This window comes from Actinomadura alba (assembly GCF_014323705.1).
In the GTDB taxonomy this organism is placed as follows: domain Bacteria; phylum Actinomycetota; class Actinomycetes; order Streptosporangiales; family Streptosporangiaceae; genus Actinomadura_C; species Actinomadura_C alba.
The window spans coordinates 119,960-141,313 of record NZ_JABVEC010000017.1 but is presented as its reverse complement, the minus strand read 5'-3'; the positions used below and the strand labels follow the sequence as shown (position 1 = coordinate 141,313).

General features: G+C 72.6%; 16 protein-coding genes. 11 read left to right on the top strand and 5 right to left on the bottom strand.

Annotated elements, in window-relative coordinates; all coding sequences use genetic code 11:
• Nucleotides 1–71: 71 nt before the first annotated feature.
• The 6 genes from HKK74_RS22440 to HKK74_RS22415 all read left to right on the top strand — a co-directional run bounded on the left by HKK74_RS22440 (nt 72) and on the right by HKK74_RS22415 (nt 9,847).
• On the top strand, nt 72–1,220 hold the full coding sequence (locus tag HKK74_RS22440) for an exonuclease SbcCD subunit D (protein WP_187245238.1): 1,149 nt from the start codon (nt 72–74) through the stop codon (nt 1,218–1,220).
• 28 nt (nt 1,221–1,248) lie between these two features.
• Nucleotides 1,249–4,275 (top strand): AAA family ATPase, encoded by a 3,027-nt coding sequence (locus HKK74_RS22435; RefSeq protein WP_187245237.1) that lies wholly within the window; start codon nt 1,249–1,251, stop codon nt 4,273–4,275.
• A gap of 153 nt (nt 4,276–4,428) precedes the next feature.
• The gene (locus tag HKK74_RS22430) at nt 4,429–5,652 is read left to right on the top strand and encodes an endonuclease/exonuclease/phosphatase family protein (RefSeq protein WP_376771547.1); all 1,224 of its coding nucleotides are present in this window, start codon (nt 4,429–4,431) and stop codon (nt 5,650–5,652) included.
• 42 nt (nt 5,653–5,694) lie between these two features.
• On the top strand, nt 5,695–6,861 hold the full coding sequence (locus HKK74_RS22425; protein ID WP_187245236.1) for a sensor histidine kinase: 1,167 nt from the start codon (nt 5,695–5,697) through the stop codon (nt 6,859–6,861).
• Nucleotides 6,858–7,523, top strand: coding sequence for a response regulator (locus tag HKK74_RS22420; protein WP_187245235.1), 666 nt, complete (start codon nt 6,858–6,860; stop codon nt 7,521–7,523). Before HKK74_RS22425 ends, HKK74_RS22420 begins: the two co-directional genes overlap by 4 nt.
• 137 nt (nt 7,524–7,660) lie before the next feature.
• On the top strand, nt 7,661–9,847 hold the full coding sequence (locus HKK74_RS22415) for an MMPL family transporter (RefSeq protein ID WP_246491864.1): 2,187 nt from the start codon (nt 7,661–7,663) through the stop codon (nt 9,845–9,847).
• Between the two features lie 35 nt (nt 9,848–9,882).
• On the opposite strand, the gene HKK74_RS22410 is transcribed toward HKK74_RS22415, so the two are convergent.
• Nucleotides 9,883–10,203: a GroES family chaperonin gene (locus HKK74_RS22410; protein ID WP_187245234.1), complete on the bottom strand. Its 321-nt coding sequence runs from the start codon at nt 10,201–10,203 to the stop codon at nt 9,883–9,885.
• 96 nt (nt 10,204–10,299) lie between these two features.
• Between HKK74_RS22410 and HKK74_RS22405 the strand changes: the two genes are divergently transcribed.
• Both HKK74_RS22405 and HKK74_RS40995 read left to right on the top strand, forming a co-directional pair.
• Nucleotides 10,300–11,334 carry a hypothetical protein gene (locus HKK74_RS22405; protein WP_222722598.1) on the top strand — a complete coding sequence of 345 codons (1,035 nt, stop codon included), beginning with the start codon at nt 10,300–10,302 and terminating at the stop codon, nt 11,332–11,334.
• 230 nt (nt 11,335–11,564) lie between these two features.
• A complete protein-coding gene (locus tag HKK74_RS40995; RefSeq protein WP_187245233.1) occupies nt 11,565–13,001 on the top strand; it encodes a glycoside hydrolase family 10 protein in 1,437 nt (478 codons plus the stop codon).
• A 71-nt stretch (nt 13,002–13,072) separates the two neighbouring features.
• Here the strand turns inward: HKK74_RS40995 and HKK74_RS22395 are convergent, their stop codons facing one another.
• The 4 genes from HKK74_RS22395 to HKK74_RS40140 are packed head-to-tail and all read right to left on the bottom strand — an operon-like array spanning nt 13,073 to nt 17,014.
• On the bottom strand, nt 13,073–13,951 hold the full coding sequence (locus HKK74_RS22395; RefSeq protein WP_187245232.1) for a carbohydrate ABC transporter permease: 879 nt from the start codon (nt 13,949–13,951) through the stop codon (nt 13,073–13,075).
• Nucleotides 13,948–14,964, bottom strand: coding sequence for an ABC transporter ATP-binding protein (locus tag HKK74_RS22390; RefSeq protein WP_187245231.1), 1,017 nt, complete (start codon nt 14,962–14,964; stop codon nt 13,948–13,950). Before HKK74_RS22390 ends, HKK74_RS22395 begins: the two co-directional genes overlap by 4 nt.
• Nucleotides 14,961–16,196, bottom strand: a complete 1,236-nt coding sequence (locus HKK74_RS22385; RefSeq protein ID WP_187245230.1) for an ABC transporter substrate-binding protein — start codon at nt 16,194–16,196, stop codon at nt 14,961–14,963. Before HKK74_RS22385 ends, HKK74_RS22390 begins: the two co-directional genes overlap by 4 nt.
• A 20-nt stretch (nt 16,197–16,216) precedes the next feature.
• A complete protein-coding gene (locus HKK74_RS40140) occupies nt 16,217–17,014 on the bottom strand; it encodes a carbohydrate ABC transporter permease (RefSeq protein ID WP_222722597.1) in 798 nt (265 codons plus the stop codon).
• A gap of 214 nt (nt 17,015–17,228) precedes the next feature.
• Here HKK74_RS40140 and HKK74_RS22375 point away from each other — a divergent pair, with 214 nt between their 5' ends.
• The 3 genes from HKK74_RS22375 to HKK74_RS22365 all read left to right on the top strand — a co-directional run bounded on the left by HKK74_RS22375 (nt 17,229) and on the right by HKK74_RS22365 (nt 21,232).
• A complete protein-coding gene (locus HKK74_RS22375) occupies nt 17,229–19,493 on the top strand; it encodes a WD40/YVTN/BNR-like repeat-containing protein (protein ID WP_187245229.1) in 2,265 nt (754 codons plus the stop codon).
• A 2-nt stretch (nt 19,494–19,495) separates the two neighbouring features.
• A complete protein-coding gene (locus HKK74_RS22370; RefSeq protein WP_187245228.1) occupies nt 19,496–19,936 on the top strand; it encodes a hypothetical protein in 441 nt (146 codons plus the stop codon).
• A 105-nt stretch (nt 19,937–20,041) separates the two neighbouring features.
• Nucleotides 20,042–21,232 (top strand): ROK family transcriptional regulator, encoded by a 1,191-nt coding sequence (locus HKK74_RS22365; protein ID WP_187245227.1) that lies wholly within the window; start codon nt 20,042–20,044, stop codon nt 21,230–21,232.
• The last annotated feature ends 122 nt before the right edge of the window (nt 21,233–21,354 follow it).

Sequence of the window (21,354 nt, the reverse complement as noted above, 5' to 3'; positions counted from 1 at the left end):
TTGTGATCGTTTGGGGTTCCCCGGCGTTTCTGAGGCGGAAGTGTCGGAGGTGCCGCCTAGGGTTCGGTGCGATGCGCCTCCTCCATACCTCCGACTGGCATCTCGGTCGCTCCTTCCACCGGGAGGATCTGCTGGGCGCCCAGGCCGACTTCGTCGACCACCTGGTCGAGACGGTCCGCGCCGAGCGGGTCGACTGCGTGCTGGTCTCGGGAGACGTCTACGACCGGGCGCTGCCGTCCGTCGACGCCGTACGGCTGTGCGACGAGGCGCTCCGGCGGTTGGCCGGGCTCACCCGGGTCGTGCTCATCGCGGGCAACCACGACTCGGCGCAGCGGCTCGGCTTCGGCGCCGGCCTCATGGACTCCGCCGGGGTGCACGTGCGCGCCGATCCGAGCTCCGTGGGCGAGCCGGTGCTGGTGACGGCGGGCGGCGGGACGGTCGCCGTCTACGGCATCCCCTATCTCGAGCCCGAGCTGCTCCGCGTGCCGTGGAGCCTCGCCGCGCGCGGCCACACCGCCGCGATGACCGAGGCGATGCGCCGGGTGCGCGCCGACCATGAGGGGCGCGGTGACGTCCGCACGGTCGTGCTCGCGCACGCGTTCGTCACCGGCGGCGAGGCCAGTGACAGCGAGCGCGACATCTCCGTGGGCGGGGTCGCCCACGTCCCGGTCGGTGTGTTCGACGGTGTCGACTACGTGGCGCTCGGGCACCTGCACGGCCGCCAGGCCATGACCGAGACCGTGCGCTACTCGGGGTCGCCGCTGGCCTACTCGTTCTCCGAAGAGCACCATCTCAAGGGCTCGTGGCTGGTCGACCTCGACCCGTCGGGCGGCCGGGTGTCCGCCGAGTTCGTCGAGGCGCCGGTGCCGCGCCGGCTCGCGCGGCTGCGCGGCCGGATCGACGACCTGCTCACGTCGCCCGCCCACACGCGGTACGAGGACCACTGGCTCCAGGTCGTGCTGACCGATCCGCACCGGCCGCCGGCGGCGATGGAGCGGCTGCGTGCGCGCTTTCCGCACGCGCTGGCGCTCGGCTTTGACCCCGAGGGCGCCGACGGCGACGGCGGCCGTTCCTGGTCCGAGCGGATCAGGGAGCGGTCCGAGCTCGACATCGCCCGCGACTTCGTCGCCGAGGTGAGCGGCGAGCCCGCGGCCGAGGCCGAGCGGGCCCTGCTGCACGAGGCCTTCGAAGCCTGCCGCGCCAAGGAGTCCGCGGCGTGAGCGGCGCCGCCGGCGGGGGGTGCGAGCCATGAGGCTGCACCGGCTCGAAGTGACCGCGTTCGGGCCCTTCGCGGGCACCGAGAGCATCGACTTCGACGCGCTGTCCGGCGCCGGGCTGTTCCTCATCCACGGCCAGACGGGCGCGGGCAAGACCAGCGTCCTCGACGCCCTCTGCTTCGCGCTGTACGGGCAGGTGCCAGGCGCCCGCAACGCCGTCAAAAGGCTGCGCAGCGACCACGCCGCACCCGAGGCCGCGCCGAGGGTCCTGCTGGAGCTGACGGTTCGCGGCCGCCGGTTGCGCATCACCCGCTCGCCGTCGTGGGACCGGCCGAAGAGACGCGGCACCGGCACCACGCTCGAGCAGGCCAGGGTGATCGTCGAGGAGTACGACGGCGGCTCGTGGATCGGCCGGGCCACCCGGATCGACGAGGCAGGGCATTTCATCAACGGGCTGCTCGGCATGACGGCCGACCAGTTCGCGCAGGTCGCGATGCTGCCGCAGGGCGAGTTCGCGGCGTTCCTGCGCGCCGGTGCCGACGAGCGCCGCAAGGTACTGGAACGGCTGTTCGCCACCGAGGTGTTCACCCACGTCGAGAAGTGGCTGGCCGAGCGCAGGGCGGCGAGCGGCAGGCGCGCCGAGGAACTGCGCGCCGAGGCCGAGTCGACCGCCGACCGGATCGCCGAGACGGCCGGCGCCGAACGGCCCGGCGGCGGCCCGCCGGTGGGCCGCGGCATGGTCCCCGCGCCCCGGCGCGAGCAGGCTCCGGGTGACGGCGCGCACGAGCTGCTGGCTCCCTGGGCCACCGAGCTCGCGGGGCAGCTCGCCGCGATCCTCGCCGAGACCGATTCGCTCCTGACCGAGTCCGAGACCGTGCTCGCGGCGGCCCGCGAGGCGGCCGAGCGGGGCCGCGCCCTCGCCGACCGGCAGCGCCGTCACGCCGCCGCCGTCCGCCGCCGTACGGAGATCGACGCCAGGGCCGGTGAGCGCGCCGAGCTCGCCGGATGCGAGGCCGACGCCGCCCGCGCCGACCGGGTACTGCCGTTGATCAACGCCGTGGTCACGCGGACCCGCGAGGCCGAGCGCACGCGCGACACCGCCGCCACCGCTCGCGCGGCACTGCCGGAGCTCGTGCCGAGCTCCGCTCCCGACGACGTACTGCACAAGGCCGAGCGCGACCGCCGCGATGAGGCGGCCGGGCTCGAGCGGTTGCGCGACGACGCCGTACGGCTGCGTGGCATGAGCGGTGAGATCGCCGACGTGGCCGGCCGCCTCGCGGGGCTCGAGACCGAGGAGGCCGAGATCTCCGCCCTGCTCGCCGAGCTGCCCGATCTCGTGGCCGAGGGCCGGGCCGAGCTCGACGCCGCCCGGTTGCGCGCGGCGGGCCGGCCGGCCGCGCAGGCCGTGACGCACGACGCCGTACGGCGGATCGAGTCGGCGCGGCGCAGAGACCTCGTCCGGGTCACCCTCGCCGAGGCCGAGGCCGGCCACCAGGCCGCGGTCGACACCGCGCAGGAGCTGCGCGACCGCCTGCAGGAGATCCGGCAGGCCCGCCTGGACGGCATGGCGGCCGTCCTCGCCGAGGGGCTCGTCGCGGGGGAGCCCTGCCGCGTGTGCGGTTCGGCCGAACACCCCGACCCGGCCGTCGCGCTCGACGGGGCGCCCGCCGACGGCGACGAGGAGCTCGCCCAGGCCGCCTACGACGAGGCGCAGAGCCGCCGCGAGGCCGGCGCCGCCCGGCTCGCCGAACTCCGCGCCGAGCTCGACGCCCTGCTCGAGGTCACCGAGGAGTCCATCGACGTCCTGGCCGACGAGCTCGCCGCCGCCGAGGAGGCGCTCGCTGCCGTCGACGCCGACGCCGCCCGGACCGAGCGGCTCGAAGAACGGCTTCTCCACGCCGAGGCCGAGCTGGCCCGGGCCAGGGACCGACGCGAGACGGTGCTGCAGACGCTGGCCGAGAACCGCACCCGGCACGAGGAGCTCACCGCCGAGACGGCCCGGCTGACCACGCGCCTCGACGAGGCGCGCGGCGACGACCCGACGATCGAGGCGCGGATCGACCGGCTCACCGGCGACGCCGAGCTGCTGCGGGCCGCCGCCGAGGCGACGCGGCGGGCCCGCACCGCCGAGGAGGAACTCACCGCCGCGCGATCGGCGGCCTCGACCGCTGCCTCGGCCGAGGGGTTCGGCTCGGTCGACGACGCCGCGAGCGCCGCGCTGCCGGCGGACACGCGATCCCGGCTCAACGCGCGGATCAGGGACTTCGACGCCGAAGAGGCCGCCGTACGCGCCCTCCTCGACGACCCGGAGCTCACCGCGGCGGCGGCGCTTCCCGCGCCGGACCCGCCGGCGCTGGAGGCCGCCCTGGCGGCGGCCGAGGCCGCCCACACCGCGGTCGTGTCCGCCCGCGACCGCGCCCGGCGGCGCCACGACCGCCTCGGCGAACTGCGCGTGACTCTGGCGGGCCGGGTCGCGGCCTGGCGCCCGGCGGCCGAGCGGCACCGCGTCGCGACCCGGCTCGCGGGCCTGACGTCGGGGCAGCCCGGCGTGAACCTCCTCAGCATGCGCCTGTCGGCCTACGTGCTCGCGGCCCGTCTCGAGCAGGTCGTCGCGGCGGCCAACGAGCGGCTCTCCCGCATGTCGGCCGGCCGCTACGCGCTCGTGCACACGCTCGACAAGGCGGCGGGCGACCGCCGGGGCGGCAGCGGCGGGCTGGGCCTGCGCGTCGCCGATGCGTGGACCGGTCAGGACCGCGACCCGGTGACCCTGTCGGGCGGCGAGTCGTTCATCACCTCCCTGGCCCTGGCGCTCGGGCTCGCCGACGTCGTGACGGCCGAGGCGGGCGGCACCGAGATCGGCACCCTGTTCGTCGACGAGGGCTTCGGCACCCTCGACGAGGAGACCCTCGACGAGGTGATGGACGTGCTCGACGGGCTGCGCGACGGCGGCCGGGCGGTCGGCATCGTCAGCCATGTCGCCGAGCTGCGCTCCCGTATCCCCGCCCGGCTCCGGGTCCGCAAGGGGCGCACTGGATCGACCGCCGTCATCTCCGTCTGACCACGGCGCTGACGTGGCCCGACCACCGCGGTGACATGTTCCGGATCCAGGTGCTCATGGAGCCGTTGCCGCACCGTTGCCCTGGAGACGTTCAACCGGCGGTGTAGTCGTGCCACGATCACCCGAATCGCCATGTTCTGAGGAGAGTGTCTGATGATGCGAATTCGTGCCCGTTCCGCGATCGTGGCCGCCGGAGCCGTGGCCCTGACCGCGAGCACCATGGTGCCGGCGACGGCGTCCGATCACGAACGCGTACGGTTCGCGACGTTCAACGCCTCGCTCAACCGAGGCGCCGAGGGTGCCCTGGTCACGGATCTGTCGACGCCCGGCAACGCGCAGGCGCGGACGATCGCCGAGATCATTCAGCGGTCCAGGCCCGACGTGCTGCTCATCAACGAGTTCGACCACGACCCCGAGGCGCCCGGCCTCTTCCAGAAGAACTACCTGTCAGTGGCACAGAACGGCGCCCGCCCGATCGAGTACCGCTACCGGTACATCGCTCCGAGCAACACCGGCATCGCCTCCGGTCTCGACCTGAACAACGACGGCAAGGTCGTCACCGAACCGGGGACGGACGCCTACGGCCAGGACGCGTACGGCTACGGAATGTTCCCCGGCCAGTACGGAATGGCCGTCTACTCGCGGTACCCGATCGACTTCGGTTCGATCCGGACCTTCCAGAAGTTCAAGTGGGCGGACATGCCGGGGGCCCTGCTGCCGGACGACCCCGCGACCGCACGGCCAGGTGACTGGTACTCGCCCGACGAGCTCGAGAAGCTGCGCCTGTCGTCCAAGAGCCACTGGGACGTACCCGTCCGGATCGGGCGGCGTACCGTGCACTTCCTCGTCAGCCACCCCACGCCGCCCACCTTCGACGGCGCCGAGGACCGCAACGGCCTGCGCAACCACGACGAGATCCGTTTCTGGGCCGACTACGTCCGCTCGGCGAACTACGTCTACGACGATCGCGGCCGGCGCGGCGGGCTGCGGCCCGGCGCGGACTTCGTGATCGCCGGCGACCAGAACGCCGACCCCCTCGACGGTGACAGCGTCGGCAGCGCCATCGACCAGCTGTTGCGCAACCCGCGGGTCAACGCCAAGTACGTGCCCACCAGCGAGGGGGCCGTCGAGGCGAGCGTGCTGCAGGGCGGTGCCAACGCGAACCACCGGGGCGACCCGGCGGCCGACACGGCCGACTTCGCCGACGGCGCGCCGGGCAACCTGCGGGTCGACCACGTGCTGCCCGCCAAGTCGCTGCGGGTCGTCGACGGCGGGGTGTTCTGGCCGGTCAAGGCCGACCCGCTGTCCCGGCTCACCGGCGTCTACCCGTTCCCGAGCTCCGACCACCGCCTGGTCTGGGTCGACGTCAGGAGCTGAGGCCCCGGCGGCGGTCTCGGCGGCGGCCTTATGCTGCGGTGCATGGCACTGACCCGAGGCGCGCCGCCGTGGCCGTTGCGCGGCCGTGCCGCCGACGCCGCGGTGGCCGCCGCGGTCGCCGTCGTGGTCGTCGTGGGCGCACTCCTGGCGTTGCGCGAGGAGCGCCCGTTCGACTCCGCCGATCTGCTGAGCTGGGCGCTGACCGTCATCGCCCTCGTCGCGGTGTACTTCCGCCGCCGCCGGCCGGTCGCCATGGCCGCGCTCACCCTGCTCGCCTGTGGCCTGTACTACCCGCTCGGTGAGCCGGACGGCCCGCTGCTGGTGACCCTCATCGTCGGTCTCTACACCGCCGCCGCCGAGGGGCACCTCAAGGCCGCGGTGAGCCTGAGCGTTCTCGCGCTGCTGGCCACCGGCTACGGCGAGATGGCCAGCGACACGCGGCACATGGAGAACGCCGCACTGTCGCTGGTCACGGGCTGGATGATCGCGGCGATCGCGCTGGGCGCCGTCGCCCGTAACCGCCAGGCCTACCTGCACGAGGTCGAACAGCGGGCCGTCGACGCGGAGCGCGGCCGCGAGGAGGAGGCCAGGCGGCGGGCCACCGAGGAGCGGCTCCGCATCGCGCGTGAGCTGCACGACGTGATCGGACACAACATCTCCCTCATCAACGTGCAGGCGGGGGCCGCGCTGCACCGCATCGAGCGCGATCCCGAGCAGGCCGAACGGGCGCTCGCCGCCATCAAGGAGACGAGCCGGGAGGCCCTCAGGGAGCTGCGGGCCACGCTCGGAGCGCTCCGGCAGCCCGACGAGGCGGCACCCACCGAGCCGGCGCCCGGCCTGGCCGGCATGGACGACCTCGTCGCGGGTGCCGAGACCGCCGGGCTCGCCGTGCGGACCGAGATCGAAGGCGAGCGGCGCCCCGTACCCCCCGAGGTCGACCTGGCGGCGTACCGGATCGTCCAGGAGGCGCTCACCAACGTGACGCGGCACGCCCGTGCCACCGTGGCCGTCGTGCGGGTCCGCTACGGCCGCGACGACGTGCGCCTGGAGATCGATGATGACGGGCGGGGCGGCGACCCGGACACGGGCAACGGCATCCGCGGAATGGGCGAGCGGGCGCGGGCGCTGGGCGGCGAGCTCACGGCCGAAGGCGGATCGGCCGGTGGCTTCCACGTACGCGCCAGGCTGCCGCTCGGCGGTGTCCGTTGATCCGGGTGCTGCTGGCCGACGACCAGCGCCTCGTGCGGGCCGGCTTCCGCTCCATCCTCGACGACGAGGACGACATCACCGTGGTGGCCGAGGCCTCGGACGGCGCGGAGGCCCTGCGCCTCGCCGGCGTCCTGAGGCCCGATGTCGTGCTCATGGACATCCGGATGCCCGAGCTGGACGGGCTCGAGGCCACTCGGCGCATCGCCGACGACGCCGACCTCGCCGACGTCAAGGTGATCATCTTGACCACCTTCGACCTCGACGACTACGTGTACAGCGCTCTGCGGGCCGGAGCGAGCGGGTTCCTGGTCAAGGACACCGAGCCGATGGAACTGATCCACGGAGTGCGGGTCGTGGCCCGCGGCGACGCGCTGATCTCGCCCTCGGTCACCCGCCGCCTGATCGCAGAGTTCGCCGGGCGGATCGATCGGCCGGTTCCGGGTTCGCGCCTGGACGTGCTCACCGGGCGGGAACGCGAGGTCATGACGCTGGTGGCGGCGGGGTTGTCCAACGACGAGATCGCCGAGCGGCTCGTGCTGAGCCCGGCGACCGCGAAGACGCACGTCAGCCGCATCATGACCAAGCTGGACGTACGGCACCGCGCTCAGCTGGTCGTGCTGGCCTACGAGTCCGGGCTGATCACTCCTGGCTGGCTCTCCTGACAACCGCTGGGGTAGCCTCCCGCCGCGTCACGCAACCGCAGCGGTAGAGCGGCGGCTCCGCCGGCGACTCCCGGCGTACGGCGGTTCCATTCCCGCGCAGGACGATCAGAGGGCATCTCGCGCAGATCCTTGTTGGCATGCGTCCGCAGAAATCCACGACCACGTCCTCCGCGACGTCCTCCGCCACCATGTCCTCCGCCACCACGGGGCCGCCGGGCCGCGCCGGCCTGTTCGAGCGGCTCGCGGCGTGGTCCTACCGTCACCGCTGGGGTGCGCTCGCGCTCTGGGCGGCGATACTGATCGGCGTCTCCGGCGCGTCGGCGATGGTGGGCGGCGACTACCGCAACGACTTCACCCTGCCCGGCACCGACTCACAACGGGCCATGGACGCTCTGACCAGGCACGGTGCGCCACAGGCGGGCGACAGCGTGCAGATCGTGGTGCACGACCCGCAGGGGGTCGGCGCACCGCGGACCCGCCCGCGCGTCGAGGCGATGCTCCGGGAGGTCGGCGGCCTGCCCCGGGTGACCGGTGTCCGGACCCCGTACGAGGATGCCGGATCGATCGCCCGGGACGGCACGATCGGCTACGCGACCGTCAGCCTGGACGGGCGGGCGGAGGCCGTGCCCGCGGAAGACGTTCGCAAGATCATCGAGACGGCTCAGGCGGCCGAAGGGGCCGGGCTGCGGGTGGAGCTCGGCGGCGACGCCGTCCGGGGGGCGGAAGAGGGCGAGGGTGGCGCCGCCGAGGGCGCCGGCCTGCTCGGTGCCCTGGTCATCCTCGTGCTGCTGTTCGGATCACTGGTCGCGGCCAGCCTGCCGCTGATCACCGCGATCTTCGCGGTCGGCACCACGCTGGGGCTGATCGTCATCGCCTCGCAGGTCGCCGTGGTGGCCGACTTCACGCCCCCGATCATGATGCTGGTCGGGCTCGGGGTCGGCATCGACTACGCCCTGCTGATCTTCTCCCGGTACCGCGGTGAGCTGCTCGGCGGAGCCGAGCCCGCCCAGGCCGTGCGCACCGCCCTGGACACGGCCGGGCGCACCGTGTTCTTCGCGGGCTGTACGGTCATCATTGCGCTGCTCGGGCTCGTGGTCCTCGGCCTGGGCTCCCTGCGGGGCGTGGCGCTCGCGGTCGCGCTGACCGTGCTCATGACGATGCTGGCCGCGCTCACCCTGCTGCCCGCCCTGCTGGCGGTGTTCGGCCGCCGCATCGAACGCGGCGTCCGGCGCCGGGCCGCTCGCGCCCGGCGGCCGGACGGCACCCGGTGGCGGCGGTGGGCGGTGTTCGTGCAGCGCCGGCCGTGGCAGTCGCTCGTGGTGGCCACCGTGGCACTCCTCGCCATCGCCGCCCCCGCGCTCGGGATGCGGCTCGGCTTCGCCGACGCCGGCAGCGACCCGGAATCGAAGACGAGCCGCCAGGCGTACGACCTGCTCGCCGAGGGCTTCGGACCCGGCTTCAACGGGCCGCTGCTCGTGGTGGCGCAGGGTGACGGCCGGGCGGCCGGTGAGCTGCGGCGCACGCTCGCCGGCACGCCGGGCGTCGCGGCGGCGACCGAGCCGATCCCGGCACGGGACCCCCGGGTCAGCACGGTGATCGCCTTTCCCACATCGGCGCCGCAGGACGAGGCCACCGACCGGCTGGTGAACCGGCTCCGCACCGAGGTGCTCCCCCCGCTGGAGCGAAGCACCGGCGCGACGTTCCTGGTGGGCGGCGGCACGGCCGCGGCGCAGGACTTCGCCGACACGGTCGCCGACCGGCTGCCGCTGTTCGTGGCGGTGGTCGTCGGGCTGTCGTCACTGCTGCTGCTCGTCGTGTTCCGTTCACTGCTGATCCCGCTGAAGGCCGCCCTGCTGAACCTGCTGAGCATCGCCGCGGCGATGGGCGTCATCACGCTGGTCTTCCAGCGGGGCCTGCTCGGCGCGCAGCCCGGACCGATCGAGGCCTATCTGCCAGTGATGATCTTCGCGATCGTCTTCGGCCTGTCCATGGACTACGAGGTGTTCCTGCTCTCCCGGATCCACGAGGAGTGGGAGCGGGGCGCTGACGCCGCCCGGGCCGTACGCGAGGGCCTGGCGACGACCGGCAGCATCATCACCGCCGCCGCGGCGATCATGATCGTCGTGTTCAGCGCCTTCGTCTTCAGCCCCACGCGGATGTTGCAGCAGTTCGGCCTCGGGCTCGCCGCCGCGATCCTCATCGACGCCGTCGTCATCCGCTGCCTGATCGTGCCATCGGTCATGCGGCTGCTGGGCGCGCGGGCGTGGTGGCTGCCCGCGCCGGTGGCCCGCAGGCTGCCGCGAGTGGCACTCGAACGCCGATGAAACGCCGGTGAGGCGGCGGCCGGTCGGGGGCCGGCTCAGAGGTAGAGGCCGGTGCCGTGCTCCGGGCGCTCGTTGGCGACGGCGTGCAGGTCGCGCTCACGCATGACGAGGAAGTCCTGACCCTGGATCTCGACCTCGAACTGGTCATCGGGATGGAAGAGCGCCCGGTCGCCGACCTTCACCGTGCGGACATGGTGGCCCACGCCGCAGACCTCGGCCCATACGAGGCGATTCGCCTGCTGCACCGTCGCCGGAATCACGATGCCGCCGCTGCTGCGGCGTTCGCCGGACTCCTGCTCGACCCGGACCATCACCCGGTCGTGCAGCATCTGTACCTCGAACTTCGCCTCGGCCATCCTGAAATGTTACTGCTCAACCGGATTGCCGAAGATCTGGATGCGTTCCGGTGGCGTTCAGTTCCCGGCCGACTCGACACCCTACGTTGACGCGGTATGGAAAACGATCAACGAATATCGGGTGTGCTGTCACGTCGCGCGGTGCTCGGCGGCGCCCTCGCTGCGACCGCGGGCGTCGCACTGGGCGGTACCGCGGCGGCCTCGCCGGGCGGCAAGCGGCTCCGGGTACTGGTGGCGACGAACGAGCCGTGGGGCACCTATCACGTCAGCCCGCTGCTCGCCGAGGCCCGGCGGCGCGGCTGGCGGCTCACTCAGCTGGTGCCCGATCTCTCCCAGATCAAGCCGGGCGACCCGGTGCCGACCGCGACACCGGAAACCGCCGCGGCCGCCGATCTGCTCGTGGTCGCCGGGGCCGGGGACTGGCCGGTCGAGTGTGCCGACCGTTTTCGCAGGCTGCCCTTGGCCGCCAGCGGACTCGCCTATCTGGGGCCGCAAGAGGCCGCTCTCGCCAGACGGTTGCACCCGCGACTGCGTGTGATCACAGCCGCCTCGCCGGCGGCGGCCCGCGCGTTCGCCGGCTATCTCGGTACGCGGCGCTCGGTGCGGGTGGTCGGTTCACCGCAGACCGATGATCTGCCGCGGCGGGTGCCGGAGCCGGGGCTCGTGCTGGTGCTCACGAGCGTGACCCATGCCGATGACACCGGGGGAGCGGCGCCCGGCACCGAGCTTCTCCTGGCGGCCGCCGAGCGGCTGGAGGCGGCCGGCAGACGGATCCTCGTCGGTCTGCACCCGAGGGAGGACCCCGCGTTGTGGGATCGCTACGAGATCAGCGAGGTCCCGTCGCTGGAGGCATCGGCACGTGCTGAGGCGGCGATCGGGATTCCGGGAACGGTGTTCCCCCTGATCGCCGCCGTGGGCACACCACTCGTGGGCTGCGTCGACCCCGAGCTCACGGTGCCGGACTACCTGTTGGCGGTCTGTTCGTCCACCATCGACGACGCCGCGCTCGCGGTGTCGGCGGTGGACAAGGCACGGCTCCCGGGGCCCGAGACGTTGGCGGACGCGATCGGCCCGATCGGCGGCTCGGCGGGTCGCCTGTTCGACCGCTGGTCGAAGGCGGCGCGAGGGTGACGTCGCCGGACCGGCCGGGGGACGCGGTGAAATGCCGGGACCCGGCCGGTCCGCGTTTTGAAACACGACCGAGCGGCGGTTCGAAACACGTCGGATGCCATTATCGAAACATTTCCGAAACATATTGACTCCGGTTCTGACCGGACCAAGTATTGGGAGCGCTCCCACGAAGGTGATCCCGGCCCGAGCCGGGACGCCGGCCCCTCTGCCCGCTCTCCGGAGGAGGAGATGTGACAAGCGCCCCCCGTCCCCACAGAAGGCGGCGTGCCTTCACCGCGCTCACGGTCTCGGTGCTCACGGCGCTCACCGCGACCGGCCTCGCCGCCGTGGTGGCCACCGCCCCGTCCTCGACCGCCGCGACCACCCTCGGCGCGGCCGCCGCGGGCAAGGGCAAGACCTTCGGCGCGGCCGTCGCCAACGGCCGTCTCGGCGAATCCCAGTACGCCACCACGCTCGACACCGAATTCACGGGTGTCACGCCGGAGAACGAGATGAAGTGGGACGCCACCGAGCCGTCCCGCGGCTCGTTCAGCTACGGCAGCGCCGACGCGATCGTGAACCGCGCGCAGAGCCGTGGCCAGAAGGTACGCGGCCACACGCTGGTCTGGCACAGCCAGCTGCCGGGCTGGGTCTCGGGCATCTCGTCCGGCAGCGACCTGCTCCAGGCGATGCGGAACCACATCTCCAATGTCGCCGGCCACTACCAGGGCAAGCTCGTCTACTGGGACGTCGTCAACGAGGCCTTCGAGGACAACGGCACGCGCCGCAACTCGGTGTTCCAGCAGCGGATCGGCAACAGCTACATCGAGGAGGCCTTCCGCGCCGCGCGGGCGGCCGACCCCGGTGCCAAGCTCTGTTACAACGACTACAACACCGACGCCGTCAACGCGAAGAGCGACGCCGTCTACAACATGGTCAGGGACTTCCAGGCCCGCGGCGTGCCGATCGACTGCGTCGGATTCCAGTCCCATCTGATCGTCGGCCAGGTGCCGTCCAGCTACCAGCAGAACCTCCAGCGGTTCGCCGGCCTCGGCGTCGACGTCAACATCACCGAGCTGGACATCAGAATGCCCACGCCGGCCAGCAGCGGAAACCTGCAGACGCAGGCGAACGACTACCGCAAGGTCGTCCAGGCGTGCGTCGCCGTGGCGCGCTGCACCAGCATCACCGTCTGGGGCATCACCGACCGGTACTCCTGGGTGCCCGACACCTTCCCCGGCCAGGGTGCCGCGCTGCTCTTCGACAACAACTACGCCAAGAAGCCGGCCTACAACGCGGTGCTCGAGGGCTTCGGCGCCACAGGCGACCCGACCGATCCACCCCCGACCACCCCGACGCCTCCGCCGGCCGGCGGGTGCCGGGTCGGCTATGTGATGAACACGTGGAACAACGGCTTCACGACCAACATAACGATCACCAACGGCGGAAGCTCGGCGATCAACGGCTGGTCGCTGGTGTTCACGCTGCCGAGCGGCCAGACGATCACCTCTGGCTGGAACGCGAGCTACTCGCCCACCAGCGGGCAGGTGACGGCGCGTAACGTCGGGTTCAACGCCACCATCAACCCGGGCGGCTCGGTCGGGGTCGGCTTCCAGGCCACCCACACCGGCAACACCGGCAGGCCCTCGTCGTTCACCCTCAACGGCACCGCCTGCACTGTCGCCTGAGCAGGCGCGGCACGGAGTCACCGCGTCACCGCGGCCCTCGCAGGGTACGCGGTGACGCGGTGATCGGCCGATCAGAGCAGGCGCAGGCGCCGCAGGACGAGGATCTGCGCGGCCACGGCGCCGGCGGTGACGACGATCAGCATCATGGCCAGCCCGCTCGCGTAACCGAGTTCGCCGTAGTCGAACGCCCGCCGGTAGAGGTAGAGCGGCGTGGTGAGCGTGGCGTAGTAGGGGCCGCCCTCGGTGACGAGCAGGACCGGCACGATGGTGATCTGCAGCACCATCACCAGGTCGCGCAGGGCGAGCAGCGCGAGCACCGGGCTCAGCAGCGGAAGAGTGACGCGGCGAAGGACATGCCCGGGGGCGGCGCCCTCCATCGCCGCGGCCTCGTACAACCGTGCCGGGATCAGCTGCCGGGCGGCGAGGGCGACCACGAACGACTCGCCGATCTGCAGGCCGACCATCAGCCCGACGCCGGCGCGGGCGCCCCAGGGCGAGGTCAGCCAGCCGGGCGAGGGCAGGCCGAGCCCCTCCAGGGCGAGCGGCAGCGGACCGTACAGCGGATTGAGCAGCCAGAGCCACAGCAGTGCCCAGGCGGCGTCCGGCACGACCGTCGGCAGGTAGACGGCCGCGCGGGCGGCGCGCACCGTCCGCGTCGGCGGCGTGAGCAGCAGCGCGCATCCCGCCGATAGCACCAGCCGCAGCGGCACCACGATCGCCGCGAGGATCACGGAGTTGCGGAGCGAGGTCCACAGCAGCTCGTCGCCGCCCATCCGCCGCAGGTTGGCCGTCCCGGTGAACACCGGAGCGCCGAACCCGTGGTACTCGGTCAGCGCGAGGCCCGCGGTGCCGGCGAGGGGCAGCCCGACCACGAGGGCGGTGCCGATGAGGTACGGCGTCGCGAGGACGCCGGTTCCGGCCCGCCGTGCGGAGCGCAGCCCGCCCTTCACCCGGTACGCCGGCCGTCCGCGCCGCTGAAGCGGTGCACATCGCCGTCGTCCCAGTCGAGCCCGGTCTCGGCACCGACCTCCGGCGCCTCGGGCCAGGGCAGCCGGGCGAGCACCCGCTCCTTCGCGCCGGGCACCGCGATGTGGGCCAGGCATCCCTCGCCCGCCGGCTCGACGGTGAGCACGCGGCCGGTCACCCGGCCCCGGTCCGCGGGCGCCGTGCGGACCCGCTCGGGCCGTACCCCGAGGACCTGGTCACCCGCGTCACCCGACGGCAGCAGGTTCATCGGCAGCGCCCCGATGAACCTGGCCACGAACGCCGAGCCGGGCCGTTCGTACAGTTCCCTCGGCGGCGCGATCTGCAGCAGGTGCCCCGCGTCGAGCACGGCGACCCGGTCGCCCAGGGCCAGTGCCTCGTGCTGGTCGTGGGTGACGTACAGCAGGGAGACGCCGAGCCGGCGCTGCAGGTCCTTGATCTCGATGCGCATCCGCAGTCGCAACTCGGCGTCGAGCGCGCTGAGCGGCTCGTCCATCAGAAAGGCGGCGGGTTCACGGACGAGCGCGCGTGCCAGGGCGACCCGTTGCCGCTCGCCCCCGGACAGCTCGTGCGGGCGCCGCTCGAGCGCGGCACCGATGCCCAGCGCGTCGGCCGCGTCCGTGACCTTCCTGCGCACCTCGTCGCGGGACGTGCCGCGGGCCCGCTCGCCGAACCCGATGTTGTCGGCGATCCGCAGATGTGGGAACAGCGCGGGCTCCTGGGACACCAGCGCGACGTCGCGGGCCCCCGGGGGCATGGCCGTCACGTCGCGGGCACCGATCCGCACGGTACCCCTCTCGGGTGCCTCCAGGCCCGCGATCACCCGTAGCAGGGTGCTCTTTCCCGAGCCGGACGGTCCCACGACGACGACCAGTTCCGTCTCCGCGACCTCGAGGTCCACGGGATGCAGGGCGGCCACCGGGGCGGTGCCGCGGCGGCCGGTGAAGGTCTTGGCGACACCCTGGATGACGATGCTCATGCCCCGCCCGCCAGCAACGGGCGGGTGCGCTCGTCGATGCGGGTCAGCGCCTGGTCGAGCGGCGCGCCGTCGTGGAAGACGCGGGTGAGCTCCGCCGCCACGACGTCCTCCACCTCGGGCCAGCGTGGGTGCACCGGAGTACGCCGGATCGAGGGGATGCCGTCCAGGAAGACCTGGGAGCTCTTCGGCGGGCGGGTGGGATCGAGGAAGGCGCCCGATCTCGCCACCGAGACCAGCGAGGGGACGGTACGGCCGCCGAGCGCGGTGAGGGTCTGCCCCTGGCTTCCCACGGCGTAGGCGATGAACTGGGCGGCGGCCTCCCGCCGCCGGGACTTCGCGGCCACGCAGTAGCCGTCGGAATGCAGGATGCCGGCCGGCTTGAGTCCCGTGGGCAACGGCGCCACGTCGAAGTCGAGTCCGGGCACTTCACGGAACGTCGGCGTCTCGCGCCGGGACGACAGCAGCATGGCCAGCTTGCCGGTGGTGAAGCGGGTCTCCAGGTCCTGCGCGGCGACCTCCTTCTCGCCGGGCATGGCCGGGGCCAGCCCGAGCAGGAAGTCCAGGGCACGCCGGGCCTGCGGGGTGTCCAGGGTGAGGCGGGTCGGCGACCTGGTGTCGTCGACGACCTCGCCGCCCGCCCCCCACACGAACGGCGCCGCCCGTACGAGGGAGGGCTCGATGCCGACCCCGTGACCGCCCGCGCGGGTGAGCGTCTTCGCCGTACGAGCGAAGTCGGCCCACGTCCACGTGGCCTTCGGTGCCGGGACGCCCGCGCGGCTCAGCAGCTCCCGGTTGTAGTAGACGACCAGGGAGGAGATGTTCTGCGGCATGCACTGCAGAACCCCCTGGTAGGTGAACGCCTCGATCGGCTGGGGGAAGTAGTCGGCCATCCGGACGCCGCGCGAGGTGAGTGCGGGCCCGACGGGGGAGAGGGCGCGCCGTGCGACGAACTGCGCGTACTCCCGGTAGTTGACGAGGAACACATCCGGGGGGCCGCCGGCGGCGAACGAGGTCGTCAGCCGGGCGAGGTGGTCGGACTTCTTCGCCACGGCGTCGAGCCGGACCCGCCTGCCGGGATGGCTCTTCTCGTAGGCGCCGACCAGCGCGCGGTAGACGGCGATCTCCTCCGGCTCGCCGGAGACCTGAAGGCGGATGGTCGAGCCGTCGCCTCCGGGACCTGAGTCACCGCCGCCGCACGCCGCAAGCGACAGCGAAAGTGTGGTCGCGAGCATGCACGCCGTCACCGCGCGGATCATCGCACCCCCAGGGTCCGGGACAGGAAAGCCCGCTGAGCCAGCAGGAACACCAGAGTCGGCGGAAGCGTCGCCAGCACCGCCCCGGCGAGGAACACCGGGTACATCGGCGGGTCGAGGGACGACAGCGACCAGAGCCCGAGTGAGACCGGCCGGCGCTCCGGTGAGGGCAGCAGCAACAGCGGGTCCATCACGGTCGACCAGTACGACGCGAACGCCAGCATCGCCACCGCGAACGCCGCCGGCCGGGCCTGCGGGAACGTGAGCGACCAGGCCCGCCAGGCCGACAGGCCCTCGAGCTCGGCCGCCTCGATCTGCCCGCGCGGAATCCGGGAGTAGGCGAAGGCGAACACCAGGACGTAGAAGGGTGTGGTCGCGGCGATCGCCGGCAGCGCGACGACGAGGGTGCGGTCGGTCAGGCCCAGCCGTTCGAGCAGCACCACCCGCGGCACCCACAGCGCGACCGGGGGGACCATGAGGGCGACGAGCGTCACCACCATCAACGGCCGCCGGCCGCGGCGCGCGGTCATGAGGGCGAAGCCGGCCCACGAGGCGACCAGGACGGTCACCGGTACCGCCACGGCGATGATCAGTAGCGAGTTGCCGAGCTGCCCGCCGAGATCTCCCATCCGGACGGCCGTCGTGTAGTTGGCCGTGCGCACCTGGTCGGGCACCAGCGCGAAGCCGTCCGGGGGGCGGCCGGGCGTCCTCAGCGAGCCGAGCACCATCACGACCAGCGGCGCGAGAAAGAGACCGGTGAGGGCGAGGGCCGCCGGCAAGCGCGATCGACCCGCCACTCCACCTCCCGATCACTCGATCCGGAGCGATTTTAGAGCAATCTGTAGCGAGACGCCCGGCTCCTAATGCCCTGGCCATTAATATCAATATTTATGGCACAAATTGACGAAGTTTGACTGCATGTTTTGAGCTGGGCAGCGCGCCGTTGGTGCCGCACAATCACGGGAACCGGATATTCCGCAGCGAAAGCACCGAACGGAATTTGGAGGCTTGATGTCGCGGCGATCCCTCACCCTGGCAGCCGTCGTGGGGCTCATGGCGGCGACCGCCGGAGCCGCCGCCGTCCATCCCGACGCGGAGCCCGCCCGCGCGGAGCGCAGGCCGGTCGCGCAGATACGGCAGGAGCCCGGTGATGCGATGCTCGTGCAGCGGATGGCCGGCGACAGCGTCGTCGACGCCCATTCGTACGAACGTGCCCGCGACCGCTTCCGGCAACTGCGGACCGACAACGCCGGCCGCGCCGAGACAGCGGGCGTCACCTGGCGGAGCGAGGGACCGACCGGCATCGGCGGCCGGCTGAAGGACATCGCCTCGGACGGCAAGGGCACGCTCTGGGTCGCGGCGGCGAGCGGTGGCGTGTGGCGGAGCGGCGACGGCGGCAAGACCTTCCAGCGTTCCTGGCCCGACTCGTTCCCGCAGGCGATCGGCGCGCTCACCCGGGGACCCGACGGTGTCCTGTGGGCGGGCACCGGTGAGACCAGCCCCGGCGGCGGAAGCACGACCTATGCCGGCACCGGCCTCTACCGTTCGGCCGACGGCGGGAAGACCTGGAAGCAGTCCGGCCTGACCGACTCGCACCGGATCGCCGAGATTCTCGTTGATCCGAAGAACGCCAGGCGCATGTACGTCGCCGCGTCCGGAGACCTCTTCGCACCGGGCGGTCAGCGCGGTGTTTACCGGTCCGAGAACGGCGGCCGCAGCTGGCGGAAGGTGCTCGCCGGAGCGACCCCGACGGCGGGCCCGGCCGACCTCGCGATCGATCCGAAGCAGCCGAGAACGCTCTACGCCACCTTCTGGGACCACCAGCGCCGCCCCGACCTGCGCCAGTACGCCGGCCCCGGGTCACGGGCCTACAAGTCCACCGACGGCGGCACGACCTGGCGGGAACTGGGCGGAGGGCTTCCCGCCGCCGGACCGGACACCGGTCGGCTGGCCATCACGGTCGCGCCGTCCGATCCGAACCGGCTCTACCTCCTGCGGGTGCACCGGCTCGGCAACTTCGACGGGCTGTGGACGTCGGCGGACGCGGGCGCCACCTGGACCCGGCTGCCCGACGACCCCCTGCTGCGCTCGTCACAGAGCAGCTACGGCTGGTGGTTCGGCAAGCTCTGGGTCTCGCCCGGCGACCCGAGCGACCTGTGGGTGGCGGGCGTGCCGCTGATCCGGTCCCGCGACGGCGGCCGGACCTTCGGGTACGGGGCGGCCGACGTGCACGCCGACCAGCACGCCATGCTGTGGGAGAACGGAACGCCCGGGACGATCTATCTCGGCAATGACGGCGGGTTCTATCGCACCGACGACGACGGCGCGACGTGGGTCAAGGCCGTGTCGGAGCCGTACACGCAGTACTACACGCTGGACGTCGGCGAGCAGGACCCCAGCCGTATGGTGGGCGGCGCGCAGGACAACGGATGCAGCCGCTCGTACGGCTCGGCGGAGGGCTGGCATGTCTTCGGGTGCGGTGACGGCCTGGAGACACTGATCAACCCGGTCGACCAGAACCGCGTGTACTACTGCTCGCAGTACGGAAACTGCAGCCGCTCCGCGGACGGCGGGAACACCGGGCGGAACTTCACCGGTGCCACCACCTCGACCCGACGGAACTGGAAGGCACCGCTCGAGTTCGACCCGAACGATCCGTCGATCATGTACTACGGCGGCAACATCCTGAACCGCTCGGCCGACGGCGGGGTCACCTGGACGCCGATCAGCCCCGACCTGACCGAGGGCGAGGGCCCCGACCCGCAGTACAGCTTTGGAACGCTGACCACGGTCGCCGTGGCCAAGAGCGACCCGAAGCGGATCTACATCGGTGCCGACGACGGCACCGTCGCGGTGACCAGGGACGGCGGAGCCGGCTGGACGAAGATCAACGCGGGTCTGCCGGATCGCTGGGTGACCAGGTTGCGGGTCGACCCGTCCGACGCCGACGTGGTGTACGTGACGCTGTCCGGCTTCCGGTCCGGCAGTGACGCGGCGCACGTCTTCCGCAGCACCGACGGCGGGAGCACCTGGAAGAACATCAGCGGCACGCTGCCGAACGCACCCGTCAACGACATCGTGCAGGTCGGCCGGACGTTGTACGTCGCCAACGACGTCGGAGTCTTCGTCAGCCCGCTCGGCGGCTCCCACTGGCTGCCGCTCCCCGGGCTGCCGGAGACCCCGGTCATGGAGCTGCGGGTGCACCGGCCCGGCGGGCGGCTGTACGCCGCGAGCTTCGGCAGGGGCATGTACAGCACCCGGATCCCGGTCCGCTGAGCGTGCTCCGCCCGGCCGCCGTCGCCGTCTCCGCCGCGGCGACGGCGACCGCGGCGCTCGTCGCGGCGCTCGCCGGATGCGGCGACCCGGCCGGGGGGTCGCCGCGCGCGTGCGCCGAACCGGTGCCGGTCGCGAAGAGCCGGCTCGCCGCGCTGCCGCTGGACCTCAGCCGGGCCGGGACGGTGACCGAGGTCGGGTCCGGGGCCGGCCATGTCGGCGCGACGGTGGTCGCCGAGTCGACCATCGACGAGTCGTACGCCGCGTTGCCCGCGGTGCTCACCGCCGGCGGGTTCGACGTGGTCGCCGAGGAGAACGAGGGGATCGAGGCCGACATCTTCTTCGTCCGGGGCCGGCGCGAGACCGGGTCGGTCAAGCTGGTCGAGGGACCGTGCGAAGGGCAGGTGACCCTCCGGTTGACCGTGGCGGCCACGCCCTCCCGGTAGCGAGAAGTCCCCGCGGACCGTGCGAAAATCCTGCACAAGGCGTTCCCGCAGTGGAACGCGGGGGACCGCCCGTGAAGCGGCGCCGCGGAAGGTGACGGTATCGGCATGCCGCAGGTCAGTGCTCCCTCGGCGGGACATCTGTTGCAGTTCATCCGGCAGGGGCAGGCGCGGACCCGCCGGGATCTGATGGAGCTCACCGGCCTGGCCCGCTCGACCATCGCGCAGCGCGTGGACCAGCTGGTGAGCGCCGGGTACGTGCGGGAAGGCGGCGTCGACGTCTCCACCGGCGGCCGCCGCCCCAACATGCTGAAGATCGACGAGGGGTCCGCGGTGGTGCTCGCGGCGCACATCGGCGCCACCCACGGGCGCGTGGCAGTGGTCGACCTCGCCGGCCGAACGCTCGCTGAGTCGGCCGGGCCCGTGCGGATCGCAGACGGCCCGGCGGCGCTGGTCGACTGGATCTCCGCCCGGTTCGGGGCGCTGCTGGCCGAGGCCGGCCGGTCGATGGGCGAGGTGTGCGGCGTGGGGGTCGGCCTGCCCTGCCCCGTCGACCAGCGGACCGGCCGGGTGATCCCCACGCCGATCGTGACCGGCTGGCCGGAGTACGACGTCGTGTCCGCGCTCGGCGCGCGCTTCCCCGGTCCGGTGCTGGTCGACAACGACGCCAACATGATGGCGCTCGGCGAGTTCACCGTGGCCGACCCGGACTGCCCGGCGCTGGTGCTGGTCAAGGTGGGCACGGGCATCGGCGCGGGCATCGTGGAGGGCGGCCGTGTGCTGCACGGGGTCGGCGGGGCGGCGGGCGAGATCGGGCACGTGCGGCTGCGCGGATACGACGACGTCGCGTGCGTGTGCGGTTCGTTCGGCTGCCTGGCGGCCGTGGCGAGCGGGGCGGCGCTGGGCCGGGAGCTCGCGTCGATCGATCCCTCGGTGCGCGACGCCGCCGACGTCGTACGGCTCGTCGCGAGCGGGCATCCGGAGGCCGTACGGCGGACGCGGCAGGCGGGGCGGGTCCTCGGTGAGGTGCTCGCCATGGTGGTGAGCGTGGTGAACCCCGGGGTGCTGATCATCTCGGGCAGTCTCGCGCGCACGGGCGACCACCTGCTCGGCGAGATCCGCGAGGTCGTCTACCGGGCGGCGCAGTACCGCTCGACCCGCGGGCTGCGCATCGCCGAGGGTCGGCTGGGGGAGCGGGCGGGGGTCGTCGGCGCCGCGTCGATGGTCGCCGACCGGGTGTTCTCGCCCGAGGTCGTGGACGCGCGGATCGCGAGCGTCACGCCGCCGATGAGCCGCTGACCCGCTGACCGCGCCCGGTGGAAGACGCCCGATGACGGGTTGATTTCCGAAATGTTGCGCGTGTGTTACGTAGGTACCTCTTGTGGGGGAGTGTCGATCAGGCAACTATGTCTGTTATCGCG